The sequence below is a fragment of the Staphylococcus sp. HMSC62D11 genome (genome assembly GCF_001839145.1).
In the GTDB taxonomy this organism is placed as follows: domain Bacteria; phylum Bacillota; class Bacilli; order Staphylococcales; family Staphylococcaceae; genus Staphylococcus; species Staphylococcus lugdunensis.
In genome coordinates this window covers 44,185-61,801 of the sequence record NZ_KV840181.1, presented here as the reverse complement: position 1 = coordinate 61,801, position 17,617 = coordinate 44,185, and the positions used below count along the sequence as shown (strand labels likewise).

20 protein-coding genes and 1 riboswitch are annotated in these 17,617 nt (G+C 33.1%); of the genes, 4 read left to right on the top strand and 16 right to left on the bottom strand.

Annotation, left to right across the window (positions count from 1 at the left end; all coding sequences use genetic code 11):
* Window positions 1–6: 6 nt before the first annotated feature.
* The gene (locus HMPREF3267_RS02825) at window positions 7–1,077 is read right to left on the bottom strand and encodes a D-alanine--D-alanine ligase (protein ID WP_062077886.1); all 1,071 of its coding nucleotides are present in this window, start codon (window positions 1,075–1,077) and stop codon (window positions 7–9) included.
* A gap of 355 nt (window positions 1,078–1,432) precedes the next feature.
* Between HMPREF3267_RS02825 and HMPREF3267_RS02820 the strand changes: the two genes are divergently transcribed.
* Window positions 1,433–2,623, top strand: a complete 1,191-nt coding sequence (locus HMPREF3267_RS02820) for an FtsW/RodA/SpoVE family cell cycle protein (RefSeq protein ID WP_002461205.1) — start codon at window positions 1,433–1,435, stop codon at window positions 2,621–2,623.
* 403 nt (window positions 2,624–3,026) lie between these two features.
* On the opposite strand, the gene HMPREF3267_RS12425 is transcribed toward HMPREF3267_RS02820, so the two are convergent.
* From HMPREF3267_RS12425 to csoR, 3 genes are all read right to left on the bottom strand, one after another.
* Window positions 3,027–3,164: an Lmo0850 family protein gene (locus tag HMPREF3267_RS12425; protein WP_002461206.1), complete on the bottom strand. Its 138-nt coding sequence runs from the start codon at window positions 3,162–3,164 to the stop codon at window positions 3,027–3,029.
* Window positions 3,165–3,254: 90 nt separating this feature from the next.
* Window positions 3,255–3,467, bottom strand: a complete 213-nt coding sequence (locus HMPREF3267_RS02815; RefSeq protein WP_070823804.1) for a putative copper chaperone CsoZ — start codon at window positions 3,465–3,467, stop codon at window positions 3,255–3,257.
* A 12-nt stretch (window positions 3,468–3,479) separates the two neighbouring features.
* A complete protein-coding gene (gene csoR, locus HMPREF3267_RS02810) occupies window positions 3,480–3,773 on the bottom strand; it encodes a copper-sensing transcriptional repressor CsoR (RefSeq protein WP_002492098.1) in 294 nt (97 codons plus the stop codon).
* 165 nt (window positions 3,774–3,938) lie between these two features.
* Between csoR and cls the strand changes: the two genes are divergently transcribed.
* A complete protein-coding gene (cls, locus tag HMPREF3267_RS02805; protein ID WP_002478972.1) occupies window positions 3,939–5,423 on the top strand; it encodes a cardiolipin synthase in 1,485 nt (494 codons plus the stop codon).
* A gap of 121 nt (window positions 5,424–5,544) precedes the next feature.
* Complete coding sequence (locus HMPREF3267_RS02800; protein ID WP_002492092.1) at window positions 5,545–6,186, top strand: HD domain-containing protein; 642 nt, start codon at window positions 5,545–5,547, stop codon at window positions 6,184–6,186.
* Window positions 6,187–6,568: 382 nt separating this feature from the next.
* Here the strand turns inward: HMPREF3267_RS02800 and yidC are convergent, their stop codons facing one another.
* The 7 genes from yidC to HMPREF3267_RS02765 all read right to left on the bottom strand — a co-directional run bounded on the left by yidC (window position 6,569) and on the right by HMPREF3267_RS02765 (window position 12,459).
* Window positions 6,569–7,444, bottom strand: coding sequence for a membrane protein insertase YidC (yidC, locus tag HMPREF3267_RS02795; RefSeq protein ID WP_002461212.1), 876 nt, complete (start codon window positions 7,442–7,444; stop codon window positions 6,569–6,571).
* 89 nt (window positions 7,445–7,533) lie between these two features.
* Complete coding sequence (gene thiE, locus HMPREF3267_RS02790) at window positions 7,534–8,172, bottom strand: thiamine phosphate synthase (RefSeq protein WP_002461213.1); 639 nt, start codon at window positions 8,170–8,172, stop codon at window positions 7,534–7,536.
* A 2-nt stretch (window positions 8,173–8,174) separates the two neighbouring features.
* Entirely contained in the window at window positions 8,175–8,963 is a 789-nt protein-coding gene (gene thiM, locus HMPREF3267_RS02785) for a hydroxyethylthiazole kinase (protein WP_037544998.1), read from the bottom strand.
* On the bottom strand, window positions 8,956–9,777 hold the full coding sequence (thiD, locus tag HMPREF3267_RS02780; RefSeq protein WP_037543574.1) for a bifunctional hydroxymethylpyrimidine kinase/phosphomethylpyrimidine kinase: 822 nt from the start codon (window positions 9,775–9,777) through the stop codon (window positions 8,956–8,958). The genes thiM and thiD overlap by 8 nt, the downstream gene beginning before the upstream one ends.
* Before the next feature lie 4 nt (window positions 9,778–9,781).
* Window positions 9,782–10,459, bottom strand: a complete 678-nt coding sequence (gene tenA / locus HMPREF3267_RS02775; protein ID WP_002461217.1) for a thiaminase II — start codon at window positions 10,457–10,459, stop codon at window positions 9,782–9,784.
* Window positions 10,460–10,545: 86 nt separating this feature from the next.
* Window positions 10,546–10,649: riboswitch (TPP riboswitch) on the bottom strand.
* Window positions 10,650–10,871: 222 nt separating this feature from the next.
* The gene (locus HMPREF3267_RS02770) at window positions 10,872–11,579 is read right to left on the bottom strand and encodes a transglycosylase family protein (RefSeq protein WP_062077890.1); all 708 of its coding nucleotides are present in this window, start codon (window positions 11,577–11,579) and stop codon (window positions 10,872–10,874) included.
* 478 nt (window positions 11,580–12,057) lie between these two features.
* Window positions 12,058–12,459 (bottom strand): single-stranded DNA-binding protein, encoded by a 402-nt coding sequence (locus HMPREF3267_RS02765; protein WP_002461219.1) that lies wholly within the window; start codon window positions 12,457–12,459, stop codon window positions 12,058–12,060.
* Window positions 12,460–12,647: 188 nt separating this feature from the next.
* On the opposite strand from HMPREF3267_RS02765, the gene HMPREF3267_RS02760 reads away from it, so the two are divergent.
* Window positions 12,648–13,100, top strand: coding sequence for a YwpF-like family protein (locus HMPREF3267_RS02760; RefSeq protein ID WP_002478966.1), 453 nt, complete (start codon window positions 12,648–12,650; stop codon window positions 13,098–13,100).
* A gap of 396 nt (window positions 13,101–13,496) precedes the next feature.
* Here HMPREF3267_RS02760 and fabZ read toward each other — a convergent pair whose 3' ends face one another.
* From fabZ to atpD, 5 genes are all read right to left on the bottom strand, one after another.
* Window positions 13,497–13,937, bottom strand: coding sequence for a 3-hydroxyacyl-ACP dehydratase FabZ (fabZ, locus tag HMPREF3267_RS02755; protein WP_002461222.1), 441 nt, complete (start codon window positions 13,935–13,937; stop codon window positions 13,497–13,499).
* 36 nt (window positions 13,938–13,973) lie between these two features.
* On the bottom strand, window positions 13,974–15,239 hold the full coding sequence (murA, locus tag HMPREF3267_RS02750) for a UDP-N-acetylglucosamine 1-carboxyvinyltransferase (RefSeq protein ID WP_070823805.1): 1,266 nt from the start codon (window positions 15,237–15,239) through the stop codon (window positions 13,974–13,976).
* A gap of 163 nt (window positions 15,240–15,402) precedes the next feature.
* Window positions 15,403–15,636 carry a DUF1146 family protein gene (locus HMPREF3267_RS02745; RefSeq protein ID WP_002478965.1) on the bottom strand — a complete coding sequence of 78 codons (234 nt, stop codon included), beginning with the start codon at window positions 15,634–15,636 and terminating at the stop codon, window positions 15,403–15,405.
* 137 nt (window positions 15,637–15,773) lie between these two features.
* Window positions 15,774–16,175 (bottom strand): F0F1 ATP synthase subunit epsilon, encoded by a 402-nt coding sequence (locus HMPREF3267_RS02740; protein ID WP_002461226.1) that lies wholly within the window; start codon window positions 16,173–16,175, stop codon window positions 15,774–15,776.
* Window positions 16,176–16,196: 21 nt separating this feature from the next.
* Window positions 16,197–17,609 carry a F0F1 ATP synthase subunit beta gene (atpD, locus tag HMPREF3267_RS02735; RefSeq protein ID WP_002461227.1) on the bottom strand — a complete coding sequence of 471 codons (1,413 nt, stop codon included), beginning with the start codon at window positions 17,607–17,609 and terminating at the stop codon, window positions 16,197–16,199.
* Window positions 17,610–17,617: the final 8 nt, after the last annotated feature.

The window sequence follows — 17,617 nt, the reverse complement described above, 5'->3', positions numbered from 1 at the left end:
TCGCTCTTAGTCTATGCTATATTTATTTTTCTTTTTATCTTCGTAACGCTCTTTTGCTAATTCTATAAGTTTTGTAATTAAATCTGAATATGATAAGCCCATATTTTCCCATAAACTTGGATACATACTAAATGCAGTAAATCCAGGCATGGCATTCGTTTCATTGATGAAAATTTGGTTGTCTTCAGTTACGAAGAAATCGGCACGTACTAAACCTGAACAGTCCGTTGCTTTAAAAGCTTCTAGTGCCATATTTCTCAAAGTAAGTTGCACTTCTTGATCTAACTCTGCTGGGATTTGTAATCTAATTTTCCCATCTTTATATTTGGATTTGTAATCATAAAATGCAACATCTTTAACTACTTCTCCAGGCCAAGTCGTTTCTGGATAATCGTTACCTAAAACTGCAACTTCTACTTCACGGGCATTTATGCCTTGTTCAATTACTAATTTGCGATCAAATTGAAATGCTTCGGCAATGCCAGCTTTTAATTCTTGTTCATCGTTACATTTACTAATACCTACACTTGATCCCAAATTCGCCGGTTTAACAAAAACAGGATACTCTAATTTGTCTTTTACCAATTTAATGATATTTCCTTGATACTTTTCATATTCACTGCGTAAAAAACTAATATAAGGTAATTGTGGTAGCCCTCTATGCTCAAACAATTGTTTCATTACAAGCTTATCCATTGAGCTAGAAGCAGCTAACACGCCATTTCCGACATATGGAATATCCAATACTTCAAACAGACCTTGTATCGTACCGTCTTCCCCATTAGGTCCATGTAATAGTGGAAATACTGCATCATATGCTTCACCAGCACTACTTTGTTTTAATAATAAAGTAATATCTTCTGGCTCAACATCTGTTAAAGTAAGTTCTTTTGGAGATTCAATCGTTGCTGTTATGTTACCTTTCTTTTTCCATAAACCATCATTTGTTATATAAATAATGTCCACTAAATATTTTTCTTTATCAATAGCATTTAATACATTTTGAGCTGTTAGCTTTGAAACGTCGTGCTCCGCACTTTTACCACCATAAATAATACAAATATTTTCTTTTTTCATTATGTATTCCTCCAATATTGATTCAACATTAAGCAATTCAATACGTTATACCAGGTCAAAGTATAAAATGAATACCTTTAAATTCATTACTGTTTATACAGTATTCACACAAAATATGCGACTTAACGATCCTCTAAAGATTACTTTCTGAAACTTAATATTACCATAAAACATGAGTTGAATGCATTTGATGATATAAAGGTTATCCGAAAATTTTGTAACATTTTTAAAACGATTTACAACACGTTGTTGTGCAACTAGCTGCTATCATAGATATTCTATAGTCAAATGTTTTAATCTACAGTAAAATCATTGTATAATCAATTTAGAAACTAACGAAATTAAGGAGTTACAAATGAAATATTCATCCCGTCAAACGCCTAATAAACATTGGCTCAAACGAATAGACTGGGTGCTCATAGGTATTTTAACTATACTAGCCATTTTTAGTGTCACACTCATTAGTTCAGCAATGGGTGGCGGTCAATATAGTGCCAATTTTAGTATAAGACAAGTTATTTATTATATTTTAGGTGCTTTCATCGCTCTTATTATCATGCTTTTTTCACCTAAAAAAATTAAAAAAAATACATATTTATTATATTTTATTTTTTGTGTATTGCTTATCGGTTTACTAATTTTACCCGAAACGCCTATTACACCTGTGATTAACGGGGCATCGAGTTGGTATAGTTTTGGACCAGTAAGTATTCAACCATCAGAATTTATGAAGATTGTATTAATTTTAGCATTAGCGAAAATTGTAGAACGACATAATCGTTTTACATTCAATAAGTCACTACAATCCGATTTAGTTTTATTTTTCAAAATAATAGGTGTATCAATTATTCCTATGGCACTCATTTTATTACAAAATGATTTAGGTACGACACTTGTTATATGTGCTGTTATAGCTGGAGTAATGTTGGTTAGTGGTATTACATGGAGATTGTTAGCACCTTTGTTTATTTCTGTCATTGTGTTTGGAAGTAGCATTATTTTAGCCATTTTATACGCACCTTCTGTAATTGAAAAGTCTTTAGGTGTTAAGATGTATCAAATGGGTCGTATTAATTCCTGGTTAGACCCCTATTCATATAGTGGTGGAGATGGCTACCACTTAACAGAATCGTTAAAAGCTATTGGCTCAGGACAGCTATTTGGTAAAGGCTATAATCATGGTGAAGTTTATATTCCTGAAAATCACACGGATTTTATTTTTTCAGTCATAGGTGAAGAAATGGGCTTTATAGGCGCAGTAATTTTACTATTTGTTTTTTTACTTTTAATTTTTCATTTAATTCGTTTAGCAATTAGAGTAGAAGCTCCTTTTAGTAAAATTTTCATCGTAGGTTATATCTCTTTGATTGTATTTCATATTCTTCAAAATATTGGTATGACAATACAGCTATTACCTATTACTGGTATTCCTCTACCCTTTATTAGCTATGGTGGTAGCTCTCTTTGGAGTTTAATGGCTGGTATCGGTGTTATTCTATCCATTTACTACCATGACGTATCAAAGTCTTCAATAAAGCTTAAATAGAGAGGTTTCAGATTTAAATTACAAAGTAAAGAAAGGAGCGGGACAGAATTTATTATGAATTTGTAGTCCCGTCCCCCAGTAAAGTTAACTAAAATTGAAAAAAGCTTGCTATAAGCTTATTTTCAATCCAGTCAGCTACTGCCAATATTTAGTTCATAGCTTAGCTCTTCTCTATTAATTTTCTTACAACATGAAGAAACCATGTTTACTTTTGTCTTAGTTTATTCCACGAGTTCACATTTGAGTGAAAATCAGAATAACAATCATAAATTCAAAGCCAGAAAATGAGCGTATAAACTCATTTTCTGGCTTGTTTTTCTAGGAATAATATCCAATATTCCTTTTTTATAGCAACGTAAATCGACTTAAAGACGCACTCGAACCTTTGAATAAAAGTGACATGTTACTTTAGTTTATGAGTGACTGTTGCTGAGGCTGGCAAAGTATTCATTATGTCTAAACGAGATTTTGTTTTCTTAATATTTACACCTAGCGATGTTAAGTATTTAACCATGTTTTGAATTTTATCGACTTGTTTCATAATTTCACCTCGTTATATGGCCTTTCACATACATAGTACCCTAATTAGCTGTCGTTTACTACATGAATTGAAAATTTATTTGAAATTATTTTATAAATCATCTATAGCATGATAGCCAGCATCATATATTTCTTTTTCAAGTGCATTTAAATTAGTTGGTGTTTCAAAAGTAACATTAACTGCACGTTCATCAAAATTGATCACTACTTCATTAACACCGATCATCTCTAATAACCTTGTTCGTAAGTATTTCAAGTCGTCTTCACTAGTCACATTTGTAATATAAATTAATCGCTTTTCCACAATTTTCTCCTCCTAGTCTTTTAGCATTTTTTGAAATGTAACTAGCAATTCCTCCATCGCTTCAACTTCCTGCCCATCGTTTATTTTATCCATGATACAACTTTTCATATGATGCTCTAATAGTTTTGTTGCCACACTCGTTAATGCTGAGCGTGTTGCTCTTATTTGTGTTAACACATCATCACAATAAACATCATCTTCAACCATGCGATTAATTGCCCGCACTTGTCCTTCTATACGATTTAATCTAGATTTTAAATTTGCTTTTACAATTTTAGAATGATGTGCATGATCTTGTTCGTTCAAGGTAAACACCCCTTTACTCAATTACTTACTAATTATTGTATATTACAATGAGCAAATTCAACCACTTTTAACAATTACAATATGATATTTATCAACTACATGATACAATTGTATTATTCATTTAATATTGTGACAAACATAAAATGTTAGGCTAGGAGGTTCTATATGGTTGAATTCTTTTCATTAACTTTGGCACATTCTAATTTACTAATAAACATATTTTTAATTAGTGCTTTTATTTTAAACCTTATCTTTGCCTTTACAATCATCTTTATGGAAAGACGCAGCGCCGGATCAATTTGGGCTTGGTTATTAGTTCTTGTATTTCTTCCTATTATAGGTTTCATACTCTATTTACTTTTAGGTCGACAAATTCAGCGAGAACAAATATTTAAATTAAATAAAAACAACAAAATTGGTCTTGAAATGATTGTTGGTGAACAGATGAGAGCTTTAGAATCAGACAACTTTTCTAAAGGGAATCATCAAATTGTTAAATATAAAGATATGGTGCGTATGTTGTTGTATAATAATGCTGCCTTTCTAACTACTGACAACACTATTAAAATATTTACAGATGGCAAAACAAAATTCGATTCGCTCATTGATGATATCAATCATGCGAAAGATTATATACATATTCAATATTACATTTTTAAAAGTGATGACTTGGGTCATAAGATATTGACAGCTCTCGAACATAAGTTGGATGAAGGATTAGAAATTAAAATGCTATACGATGATATGGGTTCACGTGGGCTTAGAAAGAAAGATTTAAAGCATTTTCGAAACAAAGGTGGCAAAGCTGAAGCCTTCTTCCCTTCTAAATTACCATTGATTAACTTGCGTATGAATAACCGTAACCACCGTAAAATTGTCGTTATAGATGGCAAAATTGGTTATGTTGGTGGTTTTAATGTTGGCGATGAATATATTGGAAAATATAAAAAATTCGGTTACTGGAGAGATACACATCTACGCTTAGAAGGAGATTCTGTAAACGCCTTACAATTAAGGTTTATACTTGATTGGAATTCTCAAGCTGCGCGTGACAATATTGAGTACAGTGATCGTTATTTCCCAGATGTAAATTCAGGAGGCCAAAAAGGTGTACAAATTGCTTCTAGTGGACCAGATGAAGATTGGGAACAAATTAAATATGGTTATTTAAAAATGATTTCATCTGCGAAAAAATCAATCTACATACAATCACCATATTTCATTCCTGACCAAGCCTTTTTAGACTCTATTAAAATCGCAGCACTGGGGGGTGTTGAAGTTAATATAATGATACCAAGTATGCCAGATCATCCATTCGTTTATTGGGCTACATTAAAAAATGTCGCCTCTCTATTAGAAGCTGGCGTAAACATTTATCAGTATGACAATGGTTTCTTACATTCCAAAACTGTTGTTATCGATGATGAAATTGCTAGTGTTGGAACAACAAATATGGATCATCGAAGCTTCACACTTAACTTTGAAGTAAATGCCTTTATTTACGATGTGGATGTTGCACATCAATTGAAAACAGCCTTTATAGAAGATATGAAAGTTTCTTATAAATTGACACAAGAACTTTATAATCAACGTGGCTTAATCATTAAATTTAAAGAGGGTATTTCTCAATTATTATCCCCAATATTATGACACAAGTCACATCATTTTAATGATAAGCTTGCCTGTTGAATGTAGCTTACATTTAGCTTTAATCAGTACTATATGAGCTAATATATTTAATTATATCTGAAGAGATTTGAAGGAGTATATAATGAATTTAAAAGCGCAACTTGATTTATGTAGACAATATATGTTGGATTTTCATGCTCATGATTATAGCGGCCATGATATTGCACATGTTGAAAGAGTAACTTCCTTAGCATTAAAAATCGCTAAAGCAGAGCAATGTCAACGTATAGATATTGTTGAAATAGCTAGTCTATTGCATGATACAGTTGATAGTAAACTAACGACTAGTGATGCTGCAACAATAAAACTAGAAAATTTTTTATACTCTATTGATCTCGATACATTAACAATTAATGAAATTATTTTTATTATTAAACATTTAAGCTATCGCAACGGAGAAAATAATCAAATTCCCCTTTCTTTAGAAGGACAAATTGTTAGAGATGCTGACAGACTTGATGCAATTGGTGCTATAGGTATCGCTAGAGCATTCCAATTCGCCGGGCACTTTAATGAACCGATGTGGACAGAGTTACCAACTTCATCAATACCTTCAGCAGATGAAATAACAACCTTTGAACCATCAGCGATACGTCATTTTTACGATAAATTGCTAAAATTAAAGGATTTAATGCATACTGAAACAGCACGTAATATTGCCATACAACGCCATGATTTCATGAAACAGTTCATCAACCAATTTTTTGATGATTGGTATCAATAATAATGCAGTCGAGATAAACGTATTTTGGGTTTGAGCAGAATAGACAACTTACACTATACACTACCAATGGAAACTTCAATTCTTATTCCTACAAATAATATTTCTCGATATGTATAAACAATCCCAGATAATGAGTTCAATCATCATCGTGGTGCAACATCATATCATCCAAAAATGATAACGAGCTGTACATTATCTAATACATAAGGGAAAAGACAATTTCTATCAAATAATTTTAATAGAAATTGTCTTTTTACATTGTTTAAGAACTTAATGTCCTAGCCCCCTAAGTAAACACACCGATAATACGTATTTTTGTAAATAAAGAAGCCAGTAAATGAATTTACAAAACTCATTTACTGACTTCTTTTTCTATGAATTCTTATTTTTTCTTTTTATTATTTTTTGAGACTACTTGTGTGTTTTTACCTTTTTTTGTTCCTTGATTTTTTTCTTTTTCATATTGTTTAATCATTGGTGCTACTTCTTCTTTAGCACGTTTTGAATAATACATGTTAGCGAAGTATGTTTGAACAATCAAGAAAGCGGCGCTGACTGACCAATATAAGCCAAGTGCTGCGGCTGATTGATATGAAATCCATATAATCATGATAGGTGACACAATCATCATCATATATGCCATTTGACGTTGCTCATCTGGCATCGTTTTCGTTGAAATGTAAGATTGAATAAAATATAGTACCCCGGCAATAGCTGTAATCCAAATATCTGGTTTAACTAAATTAAACCATAAAAAATGTGGGTGGTGTGTAATTCCACCGCCAATTTGATATCTAAGTACAAAATATAATCCCATGACGATTGGCATTTGAATTAAAACTGGTAAACAGCCTAACATACTTGCCATTGGATTGATATCATATTTTTTATAAACCTGCATCATTTCTTGATTAGCTGCCATTTTTTCTTCTTGAGTTCTTGCACGTTTAACTTTTTCTTGTACTTCACTTACTTCAGGTTTGGCCACTTTCATTTTTTCACGCATCATATGACTATTTTTATAGTTTGATAACATGAACGGTAATAAAACAATCCGAATAACTAAAACTAATACAATGATAGCTAAACCATAATCATTATTAAAAATGCCTGAACCTAACCAATGTAGTATCTTTTCCATTGGATCTACGAATGTATTATAGAAGAAACCCGTGCGATTTCCTTGCTTAGAGTAGTCACACCCTGCTAAAAAGACCATTATCCCTAGAAACAAAGGTAGTAGTGCTTTTTTCTTCATTTTTCCACCTCTATTATGTTATTTCACATAGATGTTATTTTATCATACTAATACTACAGTAGAAAACAATATGTGGAAAAATTTCTTTGTTAATTATAATAACTTAAGAATTTATTAACAGTGCTGTCAATATTTTGACTTCTAGCGATAGCTGATATAACTGAAATTCCATCCGCACCTGCATCAACTACTGCTTGTGCATTATTTTCGGTCACACCACCAATAGCCACGATTGGAAAGTCACCTATTTCTTTTCGTAACGTTAGAATCATTTCAGGACCTACTGGTGTACTAGCATCAGACTTTGATGGTGTCTGGTATATAGGGCCAACCCCAATATAGTCGACATGTGTTAAGTCAGAACGTTTCAGCTCATCTAGATTGCTCACGCTTAAACCAATAATTTTATCATGAAATTGTTCAAAAAAGTCTTCAACTTTGGCGTCATCTTGACCTACATGTATACCATCAGCTTGTACTTTTAAAGCAAGTGCAACATTGTCGTTAACAATAAATGGCACCTGATAGTTATGGCAAAGTTCCTTTAATTTTAATGCCAGTTGTTCTATCTCTTTGTCTTGAGATACTTTTGATCCTTTTTCTCTAAATTGAAACATTGTAACTCCAGACTCTAAAGCTTGTGTTACTACCTGTTCTAAACTTTTCCCTTCAGGTATATCTTGTGTGCCGCATATAAAATATACTTTTAAATCTGTACTTTTAAACATTTCTATACCTCTAATCTTCTAACATTTTGTTGATATAATTCATAGGTCATTTGGTACATATGATCTAATAATTCTGTTTGAAAACTTCCTGGTCCCTGACAATGTGGACTTTGTTCAGCAAGTTCAGCGGCGATATTATAGAAACTTATTGCCTCTTCAAGCTGTTGTAATGATGGGTGTATGTTGCCGAATAAAAAGCTGGCAATAATGCCTCCTAATAAACATCCTGCGCCAGTCACTTTGGCTAATAATGGTGAGCCATTAGATAATTGAACGATTTGATTATCTTGAACAATAATATCGTCTTTTCCGGTTATCACAATGGCAGTTTGATATTTTTGGTATGCTTTTTTAGCAATTGCTATGGTGTCAAGATTGCTTGCTCCATCTGTACCTTTCATTGTTGTATTCATATCAACAAGCGTCAACACTTCAGAAGCATTTCCCTTAATAACAGAAACTTCTACTTCAGCTAAAAAACGTTCACAAAAGGTTTTGCGATATGTTGATGCCCCTACAGCTACTGGATCAAAAACAATTGGCGTTCCTTGTTTATTGGCAATTTTCCCAATCTTAATAATATCCTCTTCATTCGCTTTTGTGAGTGTACCAATATTGATTAACAGTGCTTGAGCAACTCTATAAAACGCTTCTGCCTCTTCAGGTGCTTCACTCATTGCCGGACTTGCACCCATACTTAACAATCCATTAGCAGTGAAATTTTTCACAACATCATTCGTATAACAAACAATTAAAGGATTATCTTCACGTAATTTTTCTAAATTATTCATCATCTAGTCCTACTTTCTTTAAGTATGCAAAATGGTTTACTGGCCCTCTACCTTGACCTATTTCAGGTGTATATTCAATGCTTAAAGATATGAATTTCTTTGCCTTTTTCACAGCTTCATAAATTGAGCGACCTTTAGCTAATTCTGCAGCGATAACAGCAGAAAATGTACAGCCCGTACCATGCGTATGCGGAGTGTTAAAACGTTGATTTTCAAATGTATAAACATCATCTTTTGTAAACAAATAATCTTTAGCAATATTTGGGTCTTCGGAATGACCACCTTTAATTACAACACCTTTACTACCAATATCATTGATGAATATATTACCTGCCTTATAAATATTCGCTTCACTATCAATTTTAATACCTGTAATTTCTTCAGCTTCCGGAATATTCGGTGTAACAACATCAGCTAAGGGTAACAATGTTGACTGTAAATGTCTTTTAGTATCATCATCCATAAGTGAATCGCCACTTTTAGCTAACATCACTGGATCGATGACATATGGAATGTCTGCATATTTTGTAAGGTAGTCACGTACTAGTTCCATCGTGTCTTTAGTTGCAATCATGCCTGTTTTAATTGCTTGAGGTAACTCATCATCAAATACGCTATCCAATTGTTCTTTAACCCATGATGTTTCCAGATTATGAATGTGTTGAACACCTTTCGTATTTTGAGCAACGATGCTTGTAATGGCAGCCATACCATAAACACCACAAGAATGAAATGATTTTAAATCTGCCATAACGCCAGCACCACCTGAGGGATCAGTACCTGCAATTGTAAGCGCAATTTTCGGTTTATTCATGCTTTTAACCTCCAAAGTTCCATTGTTCATTCGTATATGCCATATTAAAGAAATGTCTCTCATGAATCGTACTTTGTAAAAAGCTTTCTTTAATTTGTTGTTTTTCTACGTCTGAGCTGTTTTCTGTTAATTGATCTAGCAGCTGATCAAAAACATTTATAAGTTCTCTCATTTCTGTGCTATAAAATTCAAACCATTTAGATAAATTTGTAGCTTTGTTTAATTCAGGGTCTTCTATTGCTCTTAATGCAATCACTTCATAAACATATGGACAAGGTGCCATAGCTGCAATTGCATAGGCCGCATTTTCATGCGTATAAGCATGATAATACATATGTTTAATATAATGATCTCCACTTGGCGGCCAAACCTTTTCTTTAATAATTTCTTCATACGGCTCGTTTATATAATCCGCCAATATTTCATGTGCTTCAACTTCCCCTTCAGTTAAAAACTCAATTTGTTCAACAAGAAATTTAATACTTTCAATATCAGTAACTTTAGGAATAAGTAATGCGTATATATTCATAAATTCTTTTAAATAGGATGCGTCAGCTCTTAAATACTGTCTGATTGCTTCTTTAGAAATTGTTCCCTTTAATAAGTCTTGTATGAAACCATCTTGATAAATTTCATCAATAATTGGTTGTGATGCTTGTTTAATTTCATCTGAAAATTTCACTTGTATTGCCTCCCAGTATAAGTCTTTAAAAAATAAAAACTACATTTCAACGTAGAAATGTAGTTCATCCCAAACAATATAATGGCAGATTATTGTTGCTACTTTCCTACGTTGGTTCTAACCAAATCAGGTTATAAGGGTCTGACTAATTTCGTCATCTCAGCCAATAAAGGCTCCCCTAGTAGTTTCCTATTACATTTAACATATCAAAGCCAAACTCATTAATCAAATGTAAAGCAACCATGTCATACCTCTAGATACATATCATCATATTCATTTTTAAATGTGTTAACTCCAAATACAAAATTCAATTATTGAAGACAGTCAAAATAATAGCTGATATATCTTTTTATATAAATAGAACCCACCTCATGATTATGAAGTGAGTTCAGAATTTAATTTAGGTTGGGCCCTAAGCTGTTGTCCAGTGGCCTGCACCTTCTGTATCATATAATTTTTGTGCTGCAGCATCTTGAACATGTTCTGGAGCATTAGCTGGTGACACACCTTTATATTCAGATGGCGCTACATGATCCCATGTTGACTGCATAAATTGATATTTACCTGCTGCACCAGATGATGGATTAACTGCATGAATATCTCCACCAGATTCACGTTGTGCTATTGCTTTCAAGTGACTGTTAACATTAACTGATGAATGACTTGAAGCTTGGCTTGCTGAACTTGACTGACTATGAGATGTTGCTTGTGTTTGTGGTTGTTGTGTTGATTCGCTTTGAGGTGCTTGCTCAGTTTGAGCTGGCTGAGCTGATGTTGATTGTTGAGTTGCAGCACCTTGAGATGATGACATTGTTCCTTGTTGAGCTTGTGAATTCATTGTTGTATCATCAGCTGCACCATTTGATGGATAGTATTGCCATTCAAAATAAGTACCATCAGAAGCAAAGTGATAAGTATTCCCTTCATAATTGAATGTAAAATCATACGCTCCTGATTGTACAGGCTTTTCATTTAATGATTGATCATTTGATTGTGCTAATTGTGCTAACTCAGCTTTAGTATTGACATTTAATTCACTCGCATCTGCATCATGACCTGCATTTCCTGCTACTAAACCTAAGCCTACTGCTAGAGATGATGCAATAATTGTTTTTTTCATAATTATATATCCTCCTAAATTTGAGTTCATTTCATATTTAAATTTACAATTCATAATGTAACATCCATAAAAAATAAGCAGGTTACAGTGAAATAAAAATAACTGGTAAAAATTTACAAAGACATTACAAAAACAAAGAAATAATTATACATACCAAATACGTAAAAAATACTTTGATGCAGGACTAAAAAATCTATAAATTCCAATTACCTGTGTAATATTTTGAAATTTGTCAGATTATTGTGTGAGTTTAACAGATATTCTCATATAGAATATGATTGTAATATATGTATATTATTTAATACTTCTTCAATAAACAGCTAGGAAAATATAGCAAAATTTAGCACAATTCACCATATTTCCCATCACTGTTAAGCATAATTGAAAGGATTTATATTAAAGAAGATTATTGGGAGTATGAATAACTAGTCGGATATAATTTATGGATAAAATTTGAGTTTTAATATTGAAAAAGCAATTATTCGATATTTAAGAGTTTCATTTCATCAACTGAAAAAGGTTGAATATTAGTAGTTGGATGTTCTTCGAGGATTTCGTGTGTTTTGCCTTTAGAGGACATGAATTTAATAGTTTCTACGTATAATTCTGTAACAAAATGTGTTTGTTGGTCTTTAGTATACTTTCTTGAGCGCATTTGACCTGTAATACCAACCAATGATCCCTGACTGGTATACTTTTCAATGTTGGTAGCAGTCCTACCATATGCTTTACATAGAATATAATCTACGATTTGCTCGTTGTTATCATCTTTATAATTTCTTTCCGTAGCCACACAAAATGTAGCAATTTTAACCTCCTCTTTCTCGTATATTTGGGCATCTTTAGTTAATCGTCCAACGATTACGATTTTATTTAACATGTGTCACCTCCTTTGATTAGTTATAGTTTATGTATTTCTAATGCTAAAGTCAAAACGGTATAATTTTAATTTTACTTACGTTTTACCGCTAAAATTTGTTATATTTAAAGAAAATAATGTATTTTAGAACACGTACAACTTAAAAATATTATTTTTTATAAAATTGAGAGCAAAAGGGATGATGGGATATGAAGACATTTAAAGCTGTGCGCTTTCAAATAGTAAATCAAAACGGCGGTATCACTGAGTATGAATTAGAAGATGGTGTAATCATTAATAAAGAAAATAGCGGTACTGGATGGTTGCTAGAAATCGTTATTTCAAATGATCATTATGAACAGATGAAGCAATATCAAGAAGAACAAACTTTATTAGACATTCGTGTAGTTATCACAAGACCGGCTAATGATCCAGCATTATTTGATGCTACAATTAAGCATATTGTTAACTTTGAAACAAAAATGTCAATTGTATTAGAGTGTCACATATACACTTTGAGACAAGTTTATGCAGAAAGTTTATTAGAACAATTAATAGATGATGGTTTATCAGGAGAAGAATTAAAAACAACATTCAAACGTATGATGCAATCTAAACCTAAACTAAAAGATGAAAAATTTGAACGTGATAATACATTATAAAAGACATTTTAATATAAATTCACATATATAAACTTCGACGAGACACTAGAGTAAATAGACAAGCTGAGGAGACCCCGACAGAGAGAATTTCGAAAAGAAATTCACCAAGCAAAGCAAGTTGGGGCGGGACCACAACAAAGAGAAATGCGCTTCGCATTTCAACAAACAAAGCAAGCTATAGTGACTGAAGCTGTCTCCTAAGCAAGCGAGCCAATTATATGAATTATTGTAAATAAAGAAAAAAACCTAAGACATAATCATTATGTCTTAGGAACTTAACTATATATTGGTAACTAGGATTAAAAATATACTTATTCTAAGCTTTTTCAACCCTAATCAACCTTGCCAGGACGATATTACGAATTCATAATGGATTCTGTCCTGACTCTTTTTATATTATTTTGCGTCTTGAATCGCAAATGTTAATTCACAGCTACATGCAAGTTGCCCATCAACAGTCGCTTTTGCTGTACCTTTACCAATAGGACCTTTTATTTTAGTAATTTCAACTTCTAACATTAAAGTATCCCCTGGTGTTACTTGCTTTTTAAAACGACATTTATCTATACCTGCAAACAATGCGATTTTGCCTTTGTTTGCTTCACTGTTTAACATAGCAACTGCACCTGTTTGAGCTAGTGCTTCAGTTATTAGAACACCCGGCATCACTGCATAATCAGGAAAATGACCTTGGAAAAAAGGTTCATTACCTGAAACTTGTTTTAATCCTACACATCTTTTGCCTTCCTCATATTCAACTACTCTATCAATTAATAAAAAGGGTTGTCTATGGGGAATAATTTTTTTAATGTCATTATAATCGAATATTGTTTCCATAATTGAGCATCCTCCTAATAACTTATAGCTCTATTATTAAGCATTTATACGTTGTATATCTGCTCCTAATTCTTTTAATTTACCATGGAAGTTCACATAACCACGGTCTAAATGTTTAAGTTCAGTAACTTGTGTTGTACCATCTGCTACTAAACCAGCTAAAATAAGTGCTGCTGCAGCTCTTAAATCAGTTGCTTTAACCTGTGCACCTTGTAATTCACTTTTGCCTTCAATTTTAGCGTTACGACCTTCTACAGTAATATTGGCATTCATTCTTCTAAATTCTGCAACATGCATAAAACGATTTTCAAATACCGTTTCTGTAATAACTTTATGGCCCTCAGCTGTCAACAATAAAGCCATCATTTGTGATTGCATATCTGTAGGAAAACCTGGATGAGGTAACGTTTTCACATCAACAGGCTGTAATGTATCTGGCGCTGTTACACGTACACCTTCTTCGTCAAAGGCTAGTTGTACACCCATTTCTTCAAGTTTGTACACTAAGCTTGTCATATGTTCTTTAATAGCACCTCTTACATAAACGTCTCCTCGCGTTATTGCACCTGCAATAATCATTGTTCCAGCTTCAATGCGGTCTGGAATAATAGAATGAACAACTCCGGTTAATTTATTCACACCGTGAATTGTAATCGTATCAGTACCTGCGCCAGTAATTCTACCGCCCATTTCATTTATATAATTCGCTAAATCAACAATTTCTGGTTCTTTAGCTGCATTTTCAATCACAGATTTGCCATTAGCTAAAGATGCAGCCATTATAATATTTTGTGTAGCTCCTACGCTTGGAAAATCTAAATGAATATTAGCTCCTTGCAAGCCATTTTTTGCATTGGCATAAATATTTCCATTTTCCAAATGAATATCGGCACCTAAGGCTTCAAACCCTTTAATATGTTGCTCAATCGGTCTACTTCCAATAGCACAACCACCTGGTAAAGCTACAATTGCATGACCTAAACGCGCTAGCAGAGGTCCTATAACTAAGATACTTGCACGCATTTTACTTACATATTCATAAGGCGCCTCTTCATTTAATGTCGCAGTTGCATCAACAGTCACAGCATTTCCTGCAATATCATATGAAACATCAGCATTCAGTGTTGATAACACATTATTTATTGTTTCAACATCACTCAATTTGGGAACATTAATCAGTTTGCTAGTACCTTCTGTTGCCAATAATGATGCTGTTAGCACTGGTAATACTGCATTCTTAGCACCTTCTACTTGAACTTCTCCTGATAGGCGATGCCCACCTTTTATAACTATTCTATCCATACATATCCTCCACTTAAGACTACAATATACTTACTTTCATTTCCCTATATTTTATTATTCATTCATTAATTATAGCTATTTTTTCAAAAAAAATACAATTATCTACAAGACAGTCATCATTACTTTAATGACAGAATTTATAATAAAGAATTATAAGAATACTTTATTTTAACAAATATTTTACCTGTGTTGAATATTGCATTAAATCAATAATAAAATTGCTAACACTTGTACCTAACAAAATAGCAAAAAATATCATACAAATTTGAATTTGTCTTATATGCCCTTTTTTAAATAATTGTTCAAGTCTTAAAGCATTAAGTGCCCAATAAGCCACACAAATGCAGATGACGTGTAAAACCAAATGTACAACTGCAAATTGTCCTAAATAATTCATAGTTAACCTCTCTAATAATTATTCTGTAGTACATTGTACCTGAATTTGTTTAATAATGATACTATTCATTATTAAACAAATTAAAACACAAATTAAAAAGGTTTGGAAATACAGTTACTCTGTACTTCCAAACCTTTTTATTTTAAGTTAGCTACTCGTAATCTATTTTCTGCTCTAGCAAGTGCGCGTTGTGCGCGATAAATATCACTATTATCTTCATCATTCAAGTGAGATTGGGCACGTTGCTTAGCCAATTTAGCTCTTTCTACGTCTATTTCTTCAGCTGTTTCAGCCGTTTGTACAATAACAGAAAGTTTATGTTGTCTAACTTCAACAAAGCCACCACTAACAGCTAAGTATTCAGAACCATTGTGAAATCTAACTTTGATATGGCCTGTTTTTAATGCGGCTACTGTCGGAATATGTCCACTCATGATACCCATTTCACCTGCTGTGGTTTGTAACACAACAAGTTCAACATCTTCTCTTTTGTAGACTGAACCATTAGGAGTGACAATATCTAGATTTAATGTATTCATTATCCATTCCTCCTAATTTGATTAGACTTCAACACCCATATCTTTAGCTTTTGCAAGTACATCTTCCATACTTCCAACTAAACGGAATGCATCTTCAGGAATATGATCATATTTACCATCAAGAATGCCTTTAAAATCCTGAACAGTTGTTTTAACTGGTACATAAGAGCCTTTTTGACCTGTAAATTGTTCAGCTACATGGAAGTTTTGAGATAAGAAGAACTGAATACGTCTTGCACGTTCAACCGTTTGTTTATCTTCTTCAGATAATTCATCCATACCTAAAATAGCAATAATATCTTGTAATTCTCTATATTTTTGTAACGTTGATTGCACTTGACGTGCTACATCATAGTGCTCTTGACCAACGATTGAAGGTTCTAATGCTCTTGATGTTGAAGCAAGTGGATCAACTGCTGGATAGATACCCATTTCGGTTAATTTACGTTCTAAGTTAGTCGTTGAGTCTAAGTGAGCAAATGCTGTCGCTGGCGCTGGGTCAGTATAGTCATCGGCTGGAACGAATACAGCTTGAATAGATGTTACAGAACCTTTATTTGTAGATGTAATTCTTTCTTGCAATTGTCCCATTTCTGTAGCCAATGTTGGTTGATAACCAACGGCAGATGGCATACGTCCAAGTAATGCAGATACTTCTGAACCTGCTTGTGTAAAACGGAATATATTATCGATAAACAGCAATACGTCTTGTCCTTGCTCGTCACGGAAATATTCAGCCATTGTTAAGGCAGATAACGCAACTCTCATACGTGCACCAGGTGGTTCATTCATTTGGCCAAATACCATCGCTGTTTTCTTAATTACGCCACTATCGCTCATTTCATAATATAAGTCATTACCTTCACGTGTACGTTCACCTACTCCGGCAAACACAGAAATACCACCATGTTCTTGAGCAATATTGTTGATTAATTCTTGAATTAATACCGTTTTACCTACTCCGGCACCACCAAACAATCCAACTTTACCACCTTTAATATATGGTGCTAATAAATCAACAACTTTAATACCAGTTTCAAGAATTTCTACTTCTGTAGATAATTCATCAAATTTAGGTGCTAGTCTATGAATTGGATCTCTACGCACAGAGTCATCTAGCTTTTCTTCTAAATCAATAGATTCTCCTAAAACGTTAAATACTCTTCCTAATGTTTCATCTCCAACAGGTACACTGATGTCTTTACCTGTGTTTTGAACTTCCATACCACGTTGAACACCATCAGTTGAATCCATTGCAATAGTACGTACAACATCGTCACCTAATTGCAAAGCAACTTCAAGTGTTAAACTGATTGTTGTATCACTTTTAGGAATTTCAACAATGAGCGCATTATTTATTTCAGGCACTTCATTATGTTCAAAACGGACATCAATTACAGGACCCATAACTTGAGTTACACGGCCAATTCCCATGTTGTTTC

Bases quoted from the DNA above. Each gene is read 5' to 3' on its own strand.
- thiD (WP_037543574.1), bottom strand. From the start codon at position 9,777: ATGAATAAACCGAAAATTGCGCTTACAATTGCAGGTACTGATCCCTCA.
- HMPREF3267_RS02825 (WP_062077886.1), bottom strand. From the start codon at position 1,077: ATGAAAAAAGAAAATATTTGTATTATTTATGGTGGTAAAAGTGCGGAG.
- murA (WP_070823805.1), bottom strand. From the start codon at position 15,239: ATGGATAGAATAGTTATAAAAGGTGGGCATCGCCTATCAGGAGAAGTT.
- fabZ (WP_002461222.1), bottom strand. From the start codon at position 13,937: ATGGAAACAATATTCGATTATAATGACATTAAAAAAATTATTCCCCAT.
- thiM (WP_037544998.1), bottom strand. From the start codon at position 8,963: ATGAATAATTTAGAAAAATTACGTGAAGATAATCCTTTAATTGTTTGT.
- HMPREF3267_RS02820 (WP_002461205.1), top strand. From the start codon at position 1,433: ATGAAATATTCATCCCGTCAAACGCCTAATAAACATTGGCTCAAACGA.
- yidC (WP_002461212.1), bottom strand. From the start codon at position 7,444: ATGAAGAAAAAAGCACTACTACCTTTGTTTCTAGGGATAATGGTCTTT.
- HMPREF3267_RS02740 (WP_002461226.1), bottom strand. From the start codon at position 16,175: ATGAATACATTAAATCTAGATATTGTCACTCCTAATGGTTCAGTCTAC.
- HMPREF3267_RS02765 (WP_002461219.1), bottom strand. From the start codon at position 12,459: ATGTTAAATAAAATCGTAATCGTTGGACGATTAACTAAAGATGCCCAA.
- HMPREF3267_RS02745 (WP_002478965.1), bottom strand. From the start codon at position 15,636: ATGAATTATTTAGGACAATTTGCAGTTGTACATTTGGTTTTACACGTC.
- HMPREF3267_RS02760 (WP_002478966.1), top strand. From the start codon at position 12,648: ATGAAGACATTTAAAGCTGTGCGCTTTCAAATAGTAAATCAAAACGGC.
- HMPREF3267_RS12425 (WP_002461206.1), bottom strand. From the start codon at position 3,164: ATGAAACAAGTCGATAAAATTCAAAACATGGTTAAATACTTAACATCG.
- cls (WP_002478972.1), top strand. From the start codon at position 3,939: ATGGTTGAATTCTTTTCATTAACTTTGGCACATTCTAATTTACTAATA.
- HMPREF3267_RS02800 (WP_002492092.1), top strand. From the start codon at position 5,545: ATGAATTTAAAAGCGCAACTTGATTTATGTAGACAATATATGTTGGAT.
- atpD (WP_002461227.1), bottom strand. From the start codon at position 17,609: ATGGGAATTGGCCGTGTAACTCAAGTTATGGGTCCTGTAATTGATGTC.
- HMPREF3267_RS02770 (WP_062077890.1), bottom strand. From the start codon at position 11,579: ATGAAAAAAACAATTATTGCATCATCTCTAGCAGTAGGCTTAGGTTTA.
- thiE (WP_002461213.1), bottom strand. From the start codon at position 8,172: ATGTTTAAAAGTACAGATTTAAAAGTATATTTTATATGCGGCACACAA.